Genomic DNA, 19,230 nt, shown 5'->3' on the forward strand with positions numbered 1-19,230 from the left:
TATTTATTTATCTAAATTTTTAGTGATTATACAAAATACTCATTAAAAACTTGTTTAATAAGCTATAATTCTTCAATGAAATATATTTTAACATTAACAATCTTTTTTCTACTCTTTACTGGATGCGCAGACAAAAATGCTTTCTCTAAGTTTAATATGCAAAAAGAACAAGAATTAAGTGCATCAAATTCTCAAAGTTCCAAAATAAAGACTGCTCAAAAAATAGATGGAATAGTATCTGCAATATACCTAAACAATGTCTATCCAAACACTTATACTTCAAATGAATATTTTTATATTTATTTATATTTAAAAAATGAAAAAGAGATGTATGACCCAACCAGCGTAGACGATATCAATTTAACCATAAGATTGAATAATAAACTACCAATAAAGGTTGAAAAATTAACCAATAAAAATAAATTTTCTCATCTATCTTCTGTTGAAAATGAGTGGAGAAGGTACTATCTTTTAGCATTTAAAAAAGATAAAAATAATGCACTTAACCTTGTTCTCGAAAGCGGTCAGTCATTTTCGGGTAAGTTAGCATTTCAAAAAGATGAACAATAGAGACTTCTTCTCCTAAAACTTTTTTGTACATCACATAGTTTGCTAAAACTTTTTTACCATATTCTCTACTTTCACTATTAGACATCATTTCCATACTTAAAAAAGGCTCATATGCACCAGTGTTAAAATTGCCTTTCATTAAGTGCCTTCTAAAAAAACCCATTCCTCCATTGTAAGCATATGCCATAAAAAGAGGATGATATAGAGATTTTTGCATCCATTGAAGGTGGTTTAGTGCATAATAAATATTATTTTTTGGAATAAACATTTCATCATAATTTTTTATTGGTTTTTTTATATTTTTACTTATCGCATCTGTAACAAAAGGCATTATTTGCATTAAACCAAGAGCGTAAGAACGAGATAAAGCAGCTGGTATTAGTTGGCTTTCTTGACGCATTATTGCATAAACTAAAGCTTTTTTATCGGTAGTAACTTCTCTTAAGTATCTATCATAAGGCATCACATAACCATGTATATTTAAACCATAAGCTTTTTCTAAAATCAAAGTTTGAACAGGAATCATTTCTTGTTCCATATACTTTCTCGATAATTTATATAGTTCATCTTTTGGTGTTTTATTTATATCTTCTAATATTTTAGACCATTCAAATGGATTTTGTAAGTCTCTTTTATTTTTATTATCATTTATTTCTACTACACTAAAGTAATTTGAAAAACTTTTTTTTGTAATCTCACTTGCATAAAGAGTATATATATTTATATCTCCACTAAGCATTAAGCTATCTAAATATTTTGTATTTTTTGTTACTTTATACATCCAAAAATAATTTTTATCTCTATCTATTTTTCTTTTAGCTTTTAACATTGATATATTAAAGTGATGCATGGCATAACTCTCATTGTTGTGTTTTAGATGATTTAAAGCTAAGTAAAAGTTACTTTTTGAATTAAGATTCTCACCTTCAAGATTCAATAATGATAACTGAAGTCTATTTAAACGATTATCGTGCGTAACAATTTTTATTAATGTTGAAATTTTCCAACAAGAAGAAAGTTTATTTACAAACTCCCCAGTTAAATACAGGTTTAAATGTTTTCTTCTATGTTTTCTAGTTGTGCTTATAAAAAGTGTTAAAATAGCACTACTACTATATTTTTCATATGCTTGTTGAGAGAAGGGCTCATTTTGAATTTTTAATAATTCTTTTCTTGATTTTGATAATTCTTTTCTTGATAATCTATCTCTTTGCGTATTACTTAAATATAAAGTTTTGTATGGAGAAAAAGCCAATGCTAAACATTTTTTATCTTTTATAGACAATAAGTCATTTCTTTTTATACAATAAATTTCTCTCTTAATACTTTTCTTATCTGTTTTTTTTGCATAAAGAAGAAGTAACTTTCTACTTTTTCCTTTAACTTGAGAGTAAGCTTTATCAGCCTGAGAAGGAGTGATGTCTTGCTTTAAATATTGCCATATCATAAAGTTTTTAGCACGGCTTGGTGGTTTAGAGTTGATATTTTGCAGGGTAATACTGGCATCTATAGATGCCAGTATTACACAAAGTAATAATAAAAACTTCATCATTAAATAACAGTTGCTACAAAGAAGAAGCTATTAATGCAAAAATATAGTCCATTAAAATCACTACAACGTTTAAGCCTATAATTATTATTAAAGGTGCTAAATCTATGCCATTCATTATATTAGTATTAACAAATTTACGCACAAAAACATACGCAGGGTTTGTTATTCTATATAAAAATTGAATAACTGGATTGTAAGGGTCTGGATTAACAAAGCTAAGCAATGCCGCTATTATTATCACCCAAATATACATCTCTATTATACCCGTAAACAGACCGCCAAGTTTTAAAATTGTTACGCCTAAAGAACTCATTTTATAATTTCTCCTATATAGTTTTTAATATATTTGTATACATCAGCAATATCTGGACCATCTTCTGTACCCGTAAGCAAATATTTTAATGGTTTAAGTAAAGTTTCATCTCTAAATCTAGAATTTTGTACAATATACTTTTTAAATTCACTATATTCTTCAAAGTACGGAGCATTTTTGATAATTGTAGATAATATTTTTGCAGGCTCAATAAATTCTTCTGGAATATTTTTTGTAGAAAAAATTAGTTCTATTTTAGATTTTAGCTCTTTTGTAGTGCTGGTATCTTCCAAATAGGCTTTAGCAAGCTTACCTATATCAGCATCTGCAAAACCAACATACCTAGAAAGTTCTGTATCGTCTAAATTTTTTAAATGTTCTTTGTTTATATGTTTTAATAAATTTATGCTAAAGCGAGAAGGGGACTTCGATATGTTTTCAAGATTAAACCACTCAACAGCCTCTTTGGTATCAAAAACCTTTTGCGGAGTTTTATTTCCTATTAATATTAAATAATTTGAAATAGCAGATGGTAGGTAGCCTTCTTCAAGCAACCATTTAACGCTAAATTCATCTTCTTTATTACTCATTTTTTCACCACTATCATTTAAAATAATTGGTAAATGAGCGTATTGTATATTTTTTTCATAGCCAAGTAAACTTCTTATATGCTCTTGTTTTGGTGTATTGCTCATGTAATCTTCACTTCTTATAACTATTGAAATATCACTTAACATGTCATCAACAGCACAAGCAAAATCATATGTTGGTACTTTATCTTGGCTCATTATTTTAAAACTATCTACGGCATCTGGATTAAAATTAACATCACTTTTTATGCAATCTTTTACAGTAATTGTTTCATTTGGTCTTTTTATTCTAATTGTAAAAGGGTTAATATTGTCGATTACTAGTTCAGCGGGTAAGTTACGACAAGCATCATCATATCTATATATTTTTTTATTCTTTTTAGCTTCTTCTCGTTTTTTTTCAAGCCATTCTCCTGAACAAAAACAACTAAAGGCTTTTTTCTCATGTATAAGCTGTAGTGCCATTGCTGAGTGAAAACGAACACTTTCTGTCTGGTAGATAACTTGAGAGTACTCTATACCAAAAAGAGAAAGAAGTTCTAATATTTCCTTGTCTTTTCCATCTACGTTTCTTTCTTTATCTATGTCTTCTATACGAATAATAAAGTCTTCATTTTTTTGTTTTGATACTACGTAGTTGAGTAGGGCAACTCGAAGATTGCCTATGTGCATATCACCAACTGGACTAGGTGCAAATCTTAGCATTAAAATTCCTAAATTATTTTTTAAAATTTTAACAAAATTTTACTTAGTTAAGGCATATTAAATAGATTAAAATGCACATTTTTTTTAATTAACTCATCTTTGCACTAATCTGTCTGTTCTCATAATAACACATTATCTTTTTATCTTCAAAAATTATATGATTTATTAACCATATATCGATATAGGTAAGTAGCTCTTTCTCAAATTCAAGAAGAGTCATTGAAGCAATATTAACTATCAATCCATTTATTTGATTTATAATATTTTGATGTAATATTTTGTGCTCTTCAAGTCCAGGATATTCTATAGATTTCATAAAATCTTCTTCATGGTCAAAATGCTTTTTCATATAATTATTTAGATCTATAATAATTTGTCTAATATGAACTTTGAGATCTGAATCATTTTTAAACTTTAAAGCTTTTAGAGCAATTTTAAAAAGTCCTTGATGCTCTTCATCTATCATTTCTATATTCAATTTATAATCATTCTTCCAAGTAAACATAGCCCGAAGACCAAGTTTATTTCGTTTGAAGTGTTGTAATTTTTTATCTTCAATAATAATGTGCTGCACTAGCCCATTCTTAACGAAGTCGCATATTAATTCATAAGTTCTATCCTGAGAATTTTTAGACATATCAAGTACAATCTGATTTAAAGATTCAACTATCTGTTTATGAATACTAATATGCTCTGCAAGCTTCTCGTATTCTAATTCACGCATATAAATCTCTTCACTTCTAAAATGAAACTTAGTATATTTAACCAGTGTTTTTACAGCTAATTCAAGTTGATTTTTATTATCTTTACACTCTTCAATCACTACAGCCAACTCAAACAATTTTTTATGCTCAGAATCAATTTTACTATCACCTAGAGAGTAAACATTCATCCATTCCATAGTATCACAACCATTCATATTAGGCCTCCATATTAAATTACAAAGTATAATATAGTAGTTTTGCTTAAAAAATATGTATGCTGTAGAATAACATTAATTAATAACACCAATTTTAAAAATAGAGGATTAACCGACAATCTATTTCAACGAAGTCGCATTAAATATAACAGTCACCTAGAGATAAAGATACTACACTACAGCTTTAATTAAAGCAGGTTGAATTGGCGTCACAAAACTCCATAGATGTAAAAGTTGCACTTTATTATTAGAATAGGCGTTGTTTGGGAGGTGCATAGAATAGGCGCTTAAGTGTGGTGACCCCGAGGAGAATTGAACTCCTGTAACATGGATGAAAACCATGGATCCTAACCGCTAGACGACGGGGCCACATATGTGTGAGCCGAAATTATATTGATTTATATCTTAATAAATCATAAAATAATAACGACTATGAAAATATTTACTTTATTTATTCGTAAAAACCTCTAAGAGCTCTAATAATAACAGCATTCTTAGAGATACTCTCTGCTTTTGCGTTATCATTTACTAAATCATATAAATCTAAAGGAAGAGAAATAGAGAAAGTTTTTGTTTCAATTTTTCTTTTTTTAGTAATCATTGATATAACGCTTGTTAAAAGTTCAATAATTTTTTTAGTATCAATAGGTTTTTGAACAAAGCTATTAACTCCTATTTCAATTGATTCTGAGATTTTTTCGATGTCATTACTAGCAGAAATAACTATAATAATTTGATTTGGATTAATTTCACGAATCTTACGCGAAAGCTCGATACCATCCATTCCTGACATAATGATGTCTACAAACACAACATCTGGTTTTGCCTTATTATAAGTAGCTAATGCTTCTTCGCCATTAAAACATGAATAAACATCAGAAAAAAAGTTTTTAAATGTAGAACTTAAAAGTTCGTTTGTTACTTTTTCATCTTCTACTATCATTGCTGTTAGTTTTTTAGTATGTTCCGTTAGTTGAACTAAATCTATATTTGCCATTTTGATACCTTTTTTGTAAATTAATACTGACATTATATAGATATTTTGGTAACAAATGAAATGACTATTCTATAAAAAGATACAACGATGTGATACATGTACCTAAAAATAGGCTTTTAGAAGTCGTTAAAGTTACTGTTTAAAATTATTAATTTGAAGCTGTTAAAAATAGAACAAACAACTAAACGCTATATTTCTTGAATTTTTCAAGCCAAATAGTATTAGATTCGATTAAATCTTCTTTTTGTTTTAGTAAAGAATCTATAACATTAATCAATGTACTTTCATCCATAAATTTTAATAATTCTGGATTTATATTAGTTGTATTTTCATCATCATAAGAATTTAGAAGATTTTGTATATCTTCTATTAGTTGTGTTTTTTTCATATTCATCTATTTTTCCAAGCAGTATTAAAATCCATTGATTTAAAATAGATATCACTTGTCAATTCTACCAGTCCTACCTTTTTCATTATTAACTTTACTTTTTTAGGCCAAGTTTTCCTATAGTTAAAAGAGTGAGAATGTCCACCGATTCTTAAGATAAAATCTTGGTTTGTTTTTTTAGAAAATAAGATACTAACTCCTTTCTCTTTTACAAGTTTATCTAACCAAAGTCTAGTTTCTTTAAAAACTTTAATATTAGAATTGTCTGTTATCCATCTTGTCGCGAAATCATTAAGACATGCAATTGTTGCTTTTTTTCTTAAACCTTCATCATAAGTTAGCAATTCTAAATTATTTACTGTTCCTGCATACTTAGAAGGTCTATAATCTCTTTTTAAACTTTTTTCTCGTTGCTTCCATGCTAAATCATCTTTTAAATACTTTTTTATTTCTTTAGAATCAAAAATAACCATTTTTTTAGATTTAGAGTAGGGCAAGTATAAACTTGGTAATTCTTTATCTTTTTTGAACGCGCCTAAGCTTAATATATTTCCTGTTATTTGTGCTACATAACCACTACCATAACCTGATTCTAATCCAGCCATTGCTAAGATTGCAGCTGGAGGTAAGTTGTATTTTATTGATATTTCTATTGCATCATTTGCATTATAAGCATAAAATTGCTCTACATGGCTATATTTTCTAAAACTAAAGTCACTCGCATTTAACATAGTTGTCAATAAGCACACAATAGTAAGTATTTTAAAATTCATATATAATTTCCTTGATTTATGTAGATGGTTAACATAATCTAAATTCTCTTGAAAAATAGTTCTAATGCTCTCGTGAAGAATTTAATTTAATATTAATTAGTATTTTCAGATACGGTTATAAGCCGTACTTGCCTTGCACCATGCCTATGTTGCGGTGTTTACTGTTGCAAAACGGTTACAATTCATCTCTTCTCTTCTTTTTTTTAGAATTTTTATCTTTTTGTTTGCATCTATTAGAACAAAATTTAGATTTACCTGTGCCTGTAAAAGATAATCCACATACAACACAAATTTTATTAAATTGATTTTTAGATGCCATAGGATTGTTGAAAAATTTCTCATTAAACAAATCGTCTAGTTGACTCATATAATTAGGAAGAATATCATTATCTTTTAAATTGTTCTTCCACAGCTCATTACTGATGTAAGTTATTAAGCAAAGGAATTTAGAATTGGTATCTATTTTCTGAAATCCTAAAGAAATATAATCATCCCCTATCTTCTGAGTTATTGGGAGAGTATCATCTTCTTCAATCTTTATGATGCTCACCTTTAAGTTTAGACACTTAGCATTTTTTTTAGTATAGTCTATTTTCCATTCAATTTTCATGATTCCCCTTTATTTTTCTTCAATATGAAGAGTAAAATCTCTTTTTGTAGATTTGCAGTTGTAAATAAAATATTCTTTGTTAGAGCTGATTTTATTAAGTTGTTCTCAATTGCATTAATAGTGTAATTGAGTATAAAAATATTAATTTAGGGACTAAACGGTTACAATTAAAAATAAAAAACCTAAAATAGGCTATTGTAAAAATTGGGTATAGCTTATAAGCCGAGTTTTGTTTTCTAAAGAAACATTTTTGCAAAACAAAAAGCGGTCTCCTTGTTTTGATAGCATTAATCTACAATACTATTTACATAGTATCTCTAGCGAAGCAGTAGCATTTATAAGACGCTGACCATCTACTTCTTGCTGCCATGTTGGGTTTTCAAGCTCTTCATGTTGCCATAGAGACTGGTGGTCTCTTACACCACCTTTTCACCTTTATTATCCAAATAGATAAAAGTATATTTTCTGTTGCACTTTCCCTCGTATTACTACGGCCATTCGTTAAATGGAACACTGTCTTATAGCAGCTCGGACTTTCCTCTTGCCTAAAACAAGTATCTATCCACTATACCTATGAAATACTACTAAAAAGTTCCTTTATATTAGTTTTGACTACATGAACTATTGTTCTTTTTAGAGATACAACAAATGAACAACTGTTCTTTTAGTCATAAGCATATATTAACATCTGTTCATGTATAATATACTTAAAGTTAACACTTGTTCATTTTAAAAATAAGGCTTATTATGACCGAAGACAAAGCGCAAAACAAAAGAAATGGCACAAAACAAAAGATACTTAAAGTATCCACTACCCTATTCTCAGAATTAGGATACAAGGGTACTAGCATTAGGAAAATTGCTAGGAATGTAGGAATAAGAGAGAGTGCTATCTATAATCATTATAGGAGTAAGGAAGATATATTCTTAGATGTTGCAAAAGATATTTTTAGTTCACCCTTCTCTACTCAAAACTCTGATATTAAAGAAGAAGCACTGAAAGGAAAAAGTTTTGTACAAAACTTTACAATGCAGTACAAGCTGCTTTCTTTTGATAAGAGCAGCGAAAAAATGTTTAGGCTACTCATGATAGAGCTTTTTCAAAACAAAGAGCTTAGAGAGCAGTTTATGAGTGAGTTTCATGCAAAGAATATAAAGATGTTATCTGAAGCTTTTTTTATAATGATGCAGAACTCTATTATTAAATCTCAAGACCCAATGATGATTTCTTATGAATTTTTATCAACACTCTTTTACATAAGATTACAAATAACCTTAATGAAATTTGACAATGATTCTACCACTGCCATATCTACTATATTTGAAAAGCATGTTGAGTTTTTCTGGGAAAGTATAAAAATATAATACTAATTAATATTAGCATATCTCATAAAAAAAGGTAATCAAATGAATGATTACCTTAAGAGTTAGTTATTTAAGCCATAGCTTTTTTAGCATAACTTTCGCCAAGTTCATAAGCTTTTTTATTTACTTCATGAACTTTAGCTGGTACTTTAGAAAGCATTGTATCAATTAAAACAGTTTTATCAAGAGCGTTCATCATCGTGTTTGCAATCGCAAGAGCAACTACAGACTGAGTAATTACATTTCCAACCTCTTCTTTTGCAATTGTAATAATAGGAATCTCATGAATATCCCATATTTTTCTATCTTCATCAGTTGGCTTAACAAGGTTAGGGTCAACAACGATTGTTCCACCTGGTTTAACACCATCTTTAAAAGAATCATAACTTACTTGAGCAACTGAAAGCATAAAACCTATTTCACCATCATTTGCATATGGATAATAAATTTCTTCATCATCAAGTTGAATATCAACAACAGTTGGTCCACCGCGAACTTGTGATGTGTATGTAGCAGTTTTCAATCCATTACCACCAGCTTTAATCTTTGCAGCAGCAAAAATTTCTCCAGCAAGAAGAACACCTTGTCCGCCAACACCTGTAAATCTCATTAAAGTTCTAGACATTGTATCTCCTTATATCTTTTTCGCAAAGTCATCTTGAGTGATTTTCTTTCTTTCACCCTGATGTACTTTTTGAATTTCTGCATACATGTCACAATATTCATCAGCATCTTTGTCTTCGTGTAAGATGCCAAGTGGTAATAAGTTAACCTGCTCTTCTGTGCTTAATACATCAAATTTCTTTTTAGCAAGAGAAATACTTTTGATCCAATCAAGATTTTCCATAGCAGAAACCATTTTATTTTTTCTACCTAGGTTGATATGACAGTTTGAAAGTACTTCCGCAACTGAAAAGCCTTTATGCTCCATAGCTTTAATAAACATTTTTTCAAGTTTCTTAGGCTCTATCATAGTTTCTCTAGCAACAAAAGAAGCTCCAGAAGCTATAGCAAGCTTACATGTGTCAAAAGTTGGATCAATATTACCAGCTTTTTGAGTTACAGTCCACATACCCTTAGGTGTGGTAGGGGAAGTTTGTGAGTTTGTTAAACCATAAATAAAGTTATTAATAATGATAAAAGTAATATCTATATTTCTTCTACAACCATGAATTGTATGATTACCACCAATAGCAAGAGCATCTCCATCACCAGCAACACAAATAACTTTTTTAGTTGGGTTAGCTAACTTAACACCTGTTGCATAAGCAACTGTTCTACCGTGAGTTGTATGAACTGTATTGAAATCAACATAAGAAGAAAATCTTCCTGAACATCCAATTCCTGAAACTAGACAAATATCATCTTGCTTCCAACCTAATTTTTCAACAGCTCTTACGAATGACTTTAGAATAACACCATCGCCACAACCCCAACACCATAGTGTTGGCATTTTTTGAAGTCTTAAATATTTTTCATAATTAAATGCCATCTTATAACTCCTTTACTTTATTTACAATCTCATAAGGAGATATTGGTCTACCATTAACTTTAAATAAACCATCTATGTCTAATCTAGATGTAGCACGCTGTACTTCATCTCGATATTGACCAATATTAAGTTCTACAACTAAAACTTTTTTAATTTTATTTGCATACTCTCTCATCTTATTAGCTGGAGAAGGCCATAAAGTAATTGGTCTAAATAAACCTGCTTTTATACCATCTTTTCTTAAGTGGCGAATTGCTTCTTTAGCAGCCAGTGAAACTGAACCATATGCAATAATCATAATTTCAGCATCAGACATTTCAAACTCTTCATAAGACTCAATTTCATCTTTATGAAGCTCTACTTTATCTTCTAATCTTTGAATTAGTTTTCTACAAGTTTCAATTTCTTCTGTTGGAAAACCATTTTTATCATGGTGCAGACCTGTAAAGTGATATCTATAACCTTCAAACATAGGGTTAAGAACAGCAGGCTCATCATGTTCACACTCATATGGAAAGTACTCTTCAGCAGGTCCATCAAATCTTTTTCGTGGAACAATTCCAGCTTCAACCTCTTCTAAAGTAGGGATAACTGCTTTTCCATGCATGTGACCAATAGTTTCATCTAAAAGTACAAATACTGGTTGCATAAATCTGTCTGCAAGATTAAATGCTCTAACAGTTTCTGTGTAACATTCTTCTAAACTACCTGCGCATAAAGTAATTGATTTATAATCACCATGAGATGGGTTCTTTGCTTGAGCTACATCTCCTTGAGAAACACGAGTTGGAAGACCAGTAGATGGACCACCACGCATAACATTAATACAAACTAAAGGCACTTCTGCCATTTGAGCAAGACCTAGGTTTTCAGCTTTAAGTGAGATACCAGGACCAGATGTCGCAGTAAGTGTTCTTACTCCACTCATTCCAGCACCAATAACAGCACAAATTCCAGCTATTTCATCTTCCATTTGGATTGAAACACCACCTTTTTTTGGTAAAAGATCAGAACATACATGCATAATTTCACTTGATGGTGTCAATGGATAACCACCAAAAAACATACAACCAGCGTCAATAGCAGCTTCTGCAGCTAATTCGTTTCCATTTCCTATAACTTCTCTTGACATTATCTTGCCCCCTGCTCTATTGAATAGTAGTTGTTTGCTTTTATAGCTTCTTGACGAGTTTTTGCTTCATCAGTAAGTTTTGCAAAGCTTAAACCAACTTCTTTTAAATCTTTTCTATCTGCTACATATATAGCGAAATCAGGACATGATAATTCACACTCAGAACAGCCAATACAAGCTTCTGGATGCTCAATAGAAATCATTGCTCCTAGTGTTGAAGATATTTCATATCGCATTGCAAGTACGCCAGATGGGCATACAGAAACACAAATATCACACGCTTTACAATTGCTAGTGTTTACCCATACCGGTTGATCACCAGGATTTACAGTCTTAAAAGTTCCCATTTATTCTCCTATAATATTTAATACAAATTATATTTGTACACCACTCTTCGTAATTCAAAGAGTAGCTAAGTTTTAATAAGTTTATCCTAAAACAGACTAGTTATTTATATAAATGTTATTATTCATCATACTAGCTTATTTTAGACATAACCTCTGCTATTGCTTTCCCAATATCAGCAGGAGAAACAACAACTTTAACACCAGCAGCTTCAAGTGCGTCCATCTTTTCTTTTGCAGTACCAGCAGAACCAGAAACGATTGCTCCAGCGTGACCCATAGTTTTACCTTTTGGTGCAGTTTGACCAGCAATAAAAGCAACTACAGGTTTAGTGATTTGTTCTTTGATTAACTTGGCAGCTTGAATCTCAAGATCTCCACCAATCTCACCAATCATAACAATTGCTTTTGTGTCTGGATCTGCTTCAAACATTGGTAAAAGTTGGTTGTATGAAAGACCAATAATTGGATCCCCTCCAATACCAACAGCAGTAGTAATTCCAAAACCTTCATTACAAACTTGATTTGCACCTTCATAAGTTAATGTACCTGATTTAGAAATCAGACCAACACTACCTTTTTTGAAAACCATACCAGGCATAATTCCAATTTTACACTCCTCAGCAGTAATAACACCCGGACAATTTGGTCCAATAGTCATCATGCCATGCTTAGTTGCATGAGCTTTAGCCGCTTGCATATCTTTAACTGGTGCACCTTCAGTAATAATTACCGCAAGTTCAATTCCAGCTTCTGCAGCTTCCATTACAGCGTCACCAACAAATGCAGGTGGAACAAATATCATAGAAACAGTAGCACCAGTTGTAGAAACAGCTTCAGAAACTGTATTAAAAACTGGTTTGTCTAAATGCTCTTGACCACCCTTGTTTGGTGTAACACCACCAACAATTTTAGTACCATAGTCTAAACATTGTTCAGCATGAAAAGTACCCTCTTTACCTGTAAAACCTTGAACGATTACTTTTGTATCTTTATTTACTAAAATTGACATTAGTTTCCTTTTGCAGCTGCAATAGCTTTAGCTGCGCCATCACCTAAATCATTACCAACAATTAAGTTTGCAATGTTAGCATTTTTAAGAATCTCTGCAGCTTCTGGTGCATTTGTTCCATCTAGTCTAACAATAACAGGAACTCTAACATCTGTTATTTTAGTAGCTTCAATAATACCATTTGCAATACGGTCACAACGAACAATACCACCAAAAATATTAACAAAAATAGCTTTTACATTTTGGTTTTTAAGAATTATCTCAAAACCTTTTGCAACTGTTTCAGCATTAGCTTTTCCACCAACATCTAAAAAGTTAGCTGGAGTTCCACCCATATAGTTAATAGTATCCATAGTACCCATCGCAAGACCAGCACCATTTACCATACAACCAATTTCACCATCTAGTGCAACATAAGAAAGACCATATTTAGCAGCTTCTAATTCATCTGCATCTTCTTCAGTTAAATCTCTCATTGCTTCAATTTCTGGTTGACGACCAAGAGCAGAGTTATCAAAGCCCATTTTTCCATCTAGTGCAATAAATTCACCTGTGCCCGTTTTTACAAGAGGATTGATTTCAATCATCTCTGCATCGTTTTCCATATAAAGCTTAAATAATTTTTTTGCAAAAGTAATGATATTTTTTTGTTCACCTTTATCTGTGATACCTAAACCAAAAGCTAGTTCACGACCGTGAAAACCTTGAAAACCTATTGCTGGATCAACAGGTACTGTAATGATTTTTTCAGGAGTGTTTTCAGCAACATCCTCAATATTCATTCCACCTTCAGTAGAAGCCATAATTAAAGGCATTTCTAATTTTCTATCAAGAACAACGGAAAGATATAATTCTTCTTTAATATCTGCGCCATCTTCGATGTAAAGCTTTTGAACAAGTTTACCTTCAGCAGTTGTTTGGTGAGTAACCAAAGTCATACCTAAGATTTCATCAGCAAGTTCTCTTACTTCATCAATAGACTTAGCAAGCTTAACACCACCGCCAAGACCACGACCACCTGCATGAATTTGAGCTTTAACAACCCAAACAGGACCACCTAATTCTTTTGCAGCTTCTACTGCAGCATCAACGCTCTCTACCATTATACCTTTAGGTACAGGTACGCCATACTTAGCAAAAACTTGTTTTGCTTGATATTCATGTATATTCATCTATTCTCCTTGTTTTTAAATGGGTTAAGCACTTGGTGCAATCATATTTTCTGGTATAACATACTTGTCAAATTCTTCAGCAGTTAATAAACCTAGGTCTATTGCTGTTTCTTTTAAAGTAGAGCTATTAGCATGAGCTGTTTTTGCAATTTTTGCCGCATTATCATAACCGATATGAGGATTTAAAGCAGTAACTAGCATTAATGAGTTGTGAAGATAAAAATCAATCTTATCAGCAACAGGCTCTAAACCAACAGCACAATGGTCATTAAAACTAACAATACTGTCAGCTAATAAACGACAACTTTGTAAATAGTTTAATGCGATTACAGGCTTGTAAACATTAAGTTCAAAGTTACCTTGAGAAGCACCCATAGAAATTGCTACATCATTACCAAAAACTTGACATGTAACCATAGTTACAGCTTCAGCTTGAGTTGGATTAACTTTACCTGGCATGATTGAACTTCCTGGCTCATTTGCTGGAATTTCTATTTCGCCAATTCCACAACGAGGACCAGATGCTAACCATCTTACATCATTAGCAATTTTCATCATATCAGCAGCTAAAGCTTTTAGCGCTCCATGAGAATATACTAATGCATCATGAGAAGTTAAAGCATGAAACTTATTTGGAGCAGTGATAAAATCATGTCCTGTAAGTTCAGTTAATTTATCTGCAACTCTTTTTCCAAGTTCTGGGTGTGCATTAAGTCCTGTTCCAACAGCTGTTCCGCCTAAAGCTAGTTCACGAACTGCTTCAAGAGAATCTGTAGCCATTTTTTCACATTTATTTAGCATCTCTACCCAGCCAGATATCTCTTGACCTAGTGTAATTGGAGTAGCATCCTGAAGATGTGTACGACCAATTTTAACAACAGATTCAAATTCAGCTGATTTACTTGCCAAAGTTGCTTTTAACTTAGCGATTGCAGGTAAAACTTGTGTTTCTACTGCGATAATTGCTGCTACATGTAAAGCTGTTGGATAAGTATCATTTGAAGATTGAGATTTATTTACATCATCATTAGGGTGTACAAGTTTTTCTGTTCTAAAATCACCACCCAATATTTCAGTTGCACGATTTGCTAAAACTTCATTATTATTCATGTTTGATTGCGTACCAGAACCTGTCTGCCATACAACTAATGGATAATTTGCATCTAGTTTACCAGCTAACATATCATCTGCCGCAGATGCAATAGCATCAGCTTTTTTAGCATCTAGCTTGCCTAAGTCTTTATTTACTATAGCAACAGCTTTTTTAAGAAATGAAAATGCTCTTGTAATTTCATACGGCATAGTTTCTTCACCGATAGCAAAGTTCTGTATACTTCTTTGAGTTTGTGCTGCCCAATAAGCATCTATTGGAACCTCAATTTCACCCATAGTATCTTTTTCAATACGTGTACTCACAGTTAATCTCCTTTTTGATAAAATTATCATAAAATAAATTCTAAAATTTTACTTCTAAATAGTATTCGAATTATTCTATCACTCTTTTTATAATTCTACTCATTTTTTTTATCTATTTTTAAAGATAAACAAAAATGTGTAGTTTTTACTCAATAAAATTTTATTCTTTTATTTAACTTCAAGGCCGAATGTAAATCCGTCATTTACCTTTGCTATAAGCTCTGGTAAAACATCTTCATAATCGCCTACAATTCCAAAATCTGCATTAGCAAAAATTGTTTCTTTTGAGTTGTGATTGATAGCTATAATTGTTTCTGATTCTTTCATACCTGCGATATGCTGAACAGATCCACTTATACCAACTGCAATATAGATTTTTGGTCTAACAGTTTTACCAGTTTGTCCAATTTGTCTAGCATATTCAGCTAAACCTTCATCAACAACTGGACGACTTACTGCCCATTCTGCATTTACACCTTGCTTATTTAATGCAGCAGCTAAATCTTTAACTAACTGCATCTCATCACCAACAGTACCTCTACCACCAGTAATAATAACATCTGCTTCAAATAAGTTTTGTAAACCACCTTCACCTCTTACTGTTTCAATGATTTCAGTTACAAAATCATCTTCTATAAGTTCTGGAGTGAATGATGTAACTGTACCTTCTCTGCTTTCATCTAATGTTGGTACTTCAAAAGTTCCAGCTCTTGCAGTAGAAATTTGAGGAGTAACAAAACCTAAAATCGTAGCAAGTTTAGACTCACCATAAGTAGGTCTTCTTGATTCTAAGATAGGATAAAATCTTACTTTTTTCTTTCTGTCATAATGTTCACCGATTTCAAGTGCAGTACAGTCGGCTGTAACCCCACCATCAACCTTAACACCAATTCTAGGAGCAAGTTCACGACCTGCCGTTGTTGCTGCAAAAAGTGCAATTTCTGGGTTTATGTTCTTAATAACTTGTGCAAAGATAGATGCAAAAGGTAAAATTCTATACTCTTCTAATCTTTCATCATTTACAACTATTACTTCATCAGAACCAGATGCTATAAGCTCTTTAGCTAAATCATCAGTTCCATTACCAATAATTAAAGTAACAACTTTAGTATCAGCATCCAAATCAGCAGCTAAGTTTCTTGCTGGAGTTAAAAGCTCTAAAGAAGGTCTAGAGATTTTTCCGTTAACTACTTCTGCCCAAGTTAAGATGCCAGAAGCACCATTTCTAAAGTCAACATCTTCAAAACCTTCTGGTTTTTTCTTTGCTTTTTTAGCTTTTTTCTCTTTAACTTCTATTGTATTTTTACCAGATTTAATATTTTCAATCAAACTAGCTACTAATTCAACTTCTCCGTGACCTTCACACATTTTAATCGGTGCACGCTCACTTACTATATTTGCAACTTTTGCAACAATAGTAGGAGAACCACTTAGTCCAATCATCTTGTCACTTAAGTTAATGTCAGTAATACTAAATACTTTTACTTCAGACTTTCTAGCTTTTACTGCACCACTTAAAGATGGGCGTCTAGGGTCAATCCCAGTTGGAGTAAAAGAAAGAGTACATGGAAGAGGTAATTTCATCATCTGATAACCACCCTCAATAATTCTTTTTGCTACGATATGTCCATCTGTTAAAGAAGCAACTTCAATAAATGTAGCTTGAGGAATTCCTAAGTTTTCGGCAACTTGGGATGGTACATGTGCTGTATCTCCATCGCTTGTTTGTCTTCCTGCAACGATAATAAAATCTTCATTTAGACCTTTACCAAAACCTAAATGTTTTAGCATAGTAGCAATTGCTAAACCAGTAGCATAAGTATCCGAGCCTCCAAGTTTTCTATCACTTAAAAGATACGCTTCATCGTATCCCATTGAGATTGCTTTTTTCAAAGAAACCACAAAAGATGGTGGTCCCATTGAACATACAATTAATTTTGCATCTGGGTTATCATTCTTCATTTGGATACCAGCTTCTAGAGCATATCCACAATCTATATTAATAATAGATTTCGCTTTCGTTCTATCCATTAAACCGTCGTCGCCCATTCTCATCTCAGATGGTAATGGAACCTGTTTCATTAAACTGATTATTGTTAAAGCCATATTATATCTTCTCCACTCTACATCATATTATAGTCTGGACCATCGCCACCATAAGGTGTAGTCCAAGTAATTCCACTGTTTGGTGATTTAATATCACACGTTTTACAGTGAACACAGTTTTCAGCATGCAATCTAAGTGATTTATCACCACTTTTTTTATCGATATGAAGTTCATATACTTCAGCGGGACACATTGAAGCACATGGTAAGCCATATTCTTCTATATTAGATGATTTAAACTGCTCAGGATTATTTACTACTAAGTGAGGAACTTGAACTTCATCATGCATAGCTTTTGAATAATAAACAGTTGTAACTTTATCAAAGGTAAGTTTTTTGTCATACTCTAATTTACTACCAAATCTTTCTTTAAATGGTTGTTTTGAGAATTCAGAAAGCTTTTTAGTTGTTTTAAAATCATCTTCTGTTTGCGGTACCATAAGACAAGCTCCACCAGTAACAAGCTGAAGACCAATTTTAAGTCCACCAATAACCATGCCATCTTGCATTACTGCTCTCATATTTCTAGTTGGATATAGCTCCTTATATATAAAACTACTATTTACAAGTTTTTCATACATCGATAAAGAAGCTTCACTTGTATCTTTATTTATTAATGCTTCTATTGCGGTAGTTGCTGCACAGATACCAGATCTTACAGCCAAGTGAATCCCCTTAAGTCTTGCAGTAGATAGGAAGCCTGCACTATCTCCAACAATCATCATATTATCAGCATAATATTTTGGTACCGAGTTCCATCCACCTTCAGGTAATGTTTTGGCACCAGCTTCAACAACTGAACCACCTGCAAGGATTTTAGAAACAGTTGGATGAGTTTTCCATACTTGCATGGCAGAATGAATATCAAAGCTTGGATCTTGATAATCTAATCCAACTACTAATCCAATTGCAACTCTATTTTCACTAAGACCATAAATGAAACCGCCGCCAAACTCTTCTTTATCTCTTAATGGATATCCAAAAGTATGCTTAACTGCACCAGCTTCTATATTTCCCTCAGGAACTTTCCAGATTTCTTTTACACCAAGAGAATATATTTGAGGATTTTTACCAGCATCTAGACTTAATCTTTGGATAACTGTTTTTACTGCAGAACCTCTAGTTCCTTCAGCAAATACTGTTATAGAAGCTTCTATCGTAGTACCCTCTTGAAAGTTCTTTTGTTTAACACCATGATGATCAACACCAGTATCTTTAGTTTTTACACCAATTACTTTATTTTCATCATTAAAAACTACAGAATCTACAGCAAAACCAGTGTAGATTTCTACACCTCTGTCTTCTGCTAGTGTAGCTAAGTATTTACAAACTTTTCCAAGTGAAGCAATATAATTTCCATCATTTGACATATATGGTGGATGAAAAGGTAGCGTCGTATCACTTCCATCTTCATTTATTTTTATCACATTATCAGAACCAACTTTTGAATCAAATGGAATTCCATCAAACTCTCCAGTTGTTAATAAATCTCTAAATACTTGTGGTCTAATGACAGCCCCAGAGAGTATATGAGAACCAATTGAACTTCCCTTTTCAATTAGCATTATTCTTTTGTCTTTACCTCGTTGCTTTAGCTTGTCCGCCAAAGCGATTGCTGTTGCAAGACCAGAGGGTCCTCCACCAACAATAAGCACATCTGTTGAAATATTATCCATTTAGCACTCCATAATTCGCTTAAATTTTAAAAACATGTTAAGATATCAAAATATAAATTAAACTTATATTTAAAAAGGGAAAGTAATAGAAATAGGAT

At 31.9% G+C, this 19,230-nt stretch carries 19 protein-coding genes, 1 tRNA gene and 1 other RNA gene; 2 read left to right on the plus strand and 19 right to left on the minus strand.

Features of this window, described 5'->3' with window-relative positions; all coding sequences use genetic code 11:
- Positions 1-75 precede the first annotated feature (75 nt).
- On the plus strand, positions 76-570 hold the full coding sequence (locus MOV42_RS07155) for a hypothetical protein (protein ID WP_324170511.1): 495 nt from the start codon (positions 76-78) through the stop codon (positions 568-570).
- On the opposite strand, the gene MOV42_RS07160 is transcribed toward MOV42_RS07155, so the two are convergent.
- From MOV42_RS07160 to rnpB, 10 genes are all read right to left on the minus strand, one after another.
- The gene (locus tag MOV42_RS07160; RefSeq protein ID WP_324170512.1) at positions 503-2,122 is read right to left on the minus strand and encodes a lytic transglycosylase domain-containing protein; all 1,620 of its coding nucleotides are present in this window, start codon (positions 2,120-2,122) and stop codon (positions 503-505) included. The genes MOV42_RS07155 and MOV42_RS07160 overlap by 68 nt on opposite strands.
- 13 nt (positions 2,123-2,135) lie before the next feature.
- Entirely contained in the window at positions 2,136-2,435 is a 300-nt protein-coding gene (locus tag MOV42_RS07165; protein ID WP_324170513.1) for a YggT family protein, read from the minus strand.
- Positions 2,432-3,730: a glutamate--tRNA ligase gene (gene gltX, locus MOV42_RS07170; RefSeq protein ID WP_324170514.1), complete on the minus strand. Its 1,299-nt coding sequence runs from the start codon at positions 3,728-3,730 to the stop codon at positions 2,432-2,434. Before gltX ends, MOV42_RS07165 begins: the two co-directional genes overlap by 4 nt.
- An 88-nt stretch (positions 3,731-3,818) precedes the next feature.
- The gene (locus MOV42_RS07175; RefSeq protein ID WP_324170515.1) at positions 3,819-4,649 is read right to left on the minus strand and encodes a hemerythrin domain-containing protein; all 831 of its coding nucleotides are present in this window, start codon (positions 4,647-4,649) and stop codon (positions 3,819-3,821) included.
- A gap of 294 nt (positions 4,650-4,943) precedes the next feature.
- Positions 4,944-5,018: transfer RNA gene (locus MOV42_RS07180), tRNA-Glu, on the minus strand.
- 82 nt (positions 5,019-5,100) lie between these two features.
- Entirely contained in the window at positions 5,101-5,646 is a 546-nt protein-coding gene (locus MOV42_RS07185) for a response regulator (protein WP_324170516.1), read from the minus strand.
- A gap of 181 nt (positions 5,647-5,827) precedes the next feature.
- Complete coding sequence (locus tag MOV42_RS07190) at positions 5,828-6,034, minus strand: hypothetical protein (RefSeq protein WP_324170517.1); 207 nt, start codon at positions 6,032-6,034, stop codon at positions 5,828-5,830.
- A gap of 2 nt (positions 6,035-6,036) precedes the next feature.
- Positions 6,037-6,807 (minus strand): glucosaminidase domain-containing protein, encoded by a 771-nt coding sequence (locus MOV42_RS07195; RefSeq protein WP_324170518.1) that lies wholly within the window; start codon positions 6,805-6,807, stop codon positions 6,037-6,039.
- A 175-nt stretch (positions 6,808-6,982) separates the two neighbouring features.
- Positions 6,983-7,417, minus strand: a complete 435-nt coding sequence (locus tag MOV42_RS07200; protein WP_324170519.1) for a hypothetical protein — start codon at positions 7,415-7,417, stop codon at positions 6,983-6,985.
- Positions 7,418-7,618: 201 nt separating this feature from the next.
- Positions 7,619-7,991, minus strand: an RNA gene (gene rnpB, locus MOV42_RS07205) — RNase P RNA component class A.
- A gap of 173 nt (positions 7,992-8,164) precedes the next feature.
- On the opposite strand from rnpB, the gene MOV42_RS07210 reads away from it, so the two are divergent.
- Entirely contained in the window at positions 8,165-8,782 is a 618-nt protein-coding gene (locus MOV42_RS07210) for a TetR/AcrR family transcriptional regulator (RefSeq protein WP_324170520.1), read from the plus strand.
- Between the two features lie 70 nt (positions 8,783-8,852).
- Here MOV42_RS07210 and MOV42_RS07215 read toward each other — a convergent pair whose 3' ends face one another.
- From MOV42_RS07215 to MOV42_RS07255, 9 genes are all read right to left on the minus strand, one after another.
- Positions 8,853-9,407, minus strand: a complete 555-nt coding sequence (locus MOV42_RS07215; RefSeq protein WP_324170521.1) for a 2-oxoacid:acceptor oxidoreductase family protein — start codon at positions 9,405-9,407, stop codon at positions 8,853-8,855.
- 9 nt (positions 9,408-9,416) lie between these two features.
- Positions 9,417-10,274, minus strand: a complete 858-nt coding sequence (locus tag MOV42_RS07220) for a 2-oxoglutarate ferredoxin oxidoreductase subunit beta (protein ID WP_324170522.1) — start codon at positions 10,272-10,274, stop codon at positions 9,417-9,419.
- 1 nt (position 10,275) lies between these two features.
- Positions 10,276-11,406, minus strand: a complete 1,131-nt coding sequence (locus tag MOV42_RS07225; protein ID WP_324170523.1) for a 2-oxoglutarate synthase subunit alpha — start codon at positions 11,404-11,406, stop codon at positions 10,276-10,278.
- Positions 11,406-11,753 carry a 4Fe-4S dicluster domain-containing protein gene (locus tag MOV42_RS07230; protein WP_324170524.1) on the minus strand — a complete coding sequence of 116 codons (348 nt, stop codon included), beginning with the start codon at positions 11,751-11,753 and terminating at the stop codon, positions 11,406-11,408. The genes MOV42_RS07225 and MOV42_RS07230 overlap by 1 nt, the downstream gene beginning before the upstream one ends.
- Positions 11,754-11,883: 130 nt before the next feature.
- Complete coding sequence (gene sucD, locus MOV42_RS07235; protein WP_324170525.1) at positions 11,884-12,762, minus strand: succinate--CoA ligase subunit alpha; 879 nt, start codon at positions 12,760-12,762, stop codon at positions 11,884-11,886.
- Positions 12,762-13,934 carry an ADP-forming succinate--CoA ligase subunit beta gene (sucC, locus tag MOV42_RS07240; RefSeq protein ID WP_324170526.1) on the minus strand — a complete coding sequence of 391 codons (1,173 nt, stop codon included), beginning with the start codon at positions 13,932-13,934 and terminating at the stop codon, positions 12,762-12,764. Before sucC ends, sucD begins: the two co-directional genes overlap by 1 nt.
- A gap of 24 nt (positions 13,935-13,958) precedes the next feature.
- On the minus strand, positions 13,959-15,350 hold the full coding sequence (fumC, locus tag MOV42_RS07245) for a class II fumarate hydratase (protein ID WP_324170527.1): 1,392 nt from the start codon (positions 15,348-15,350) through the stop codon (positions 13,959-13,961).
- Between the two features lie 168 nt (positions 15,351-15,518).
- The gene (locus MOV42_RS07250; RefSeq protein ID WP_324170528.1) at positions 15,519-17,456 is read right to left on the minus strand and encodes an FAD-binding protein; all 1,938 of its coding nucleotides are present in this window, start codon (positions 17,454-17,456) and stop codon (positions 15,519-15,521) included.
- 17 nt (positions 17,457-17,473) lie between these two features.
- Positions 17,474-19,132 (minus strand): electron-transfer flavoprotein:ubiquinone oxidoreductase, encoded by a 1,659-nt coding sequence (locus tag MOV42_RS07255; protein ID WP_324170529.1) that lies wholly within the window; start codon positions 19,130-19,132, stop codon positions 17,474-17,476.
- Between the last annotated feature and the right edge of the window lie 98 nt (positions 19,133-19,230).

Source organism: Sulfurimonas sp. (genome assembly GCF_029027405.1).
In the GTDB taxonomy this organism is placed as follows: Bacteria; Campylobacterota; Campylobacteria; order Campylobacterales; family Sulfurimonadaceae; genus Sulfurimonas.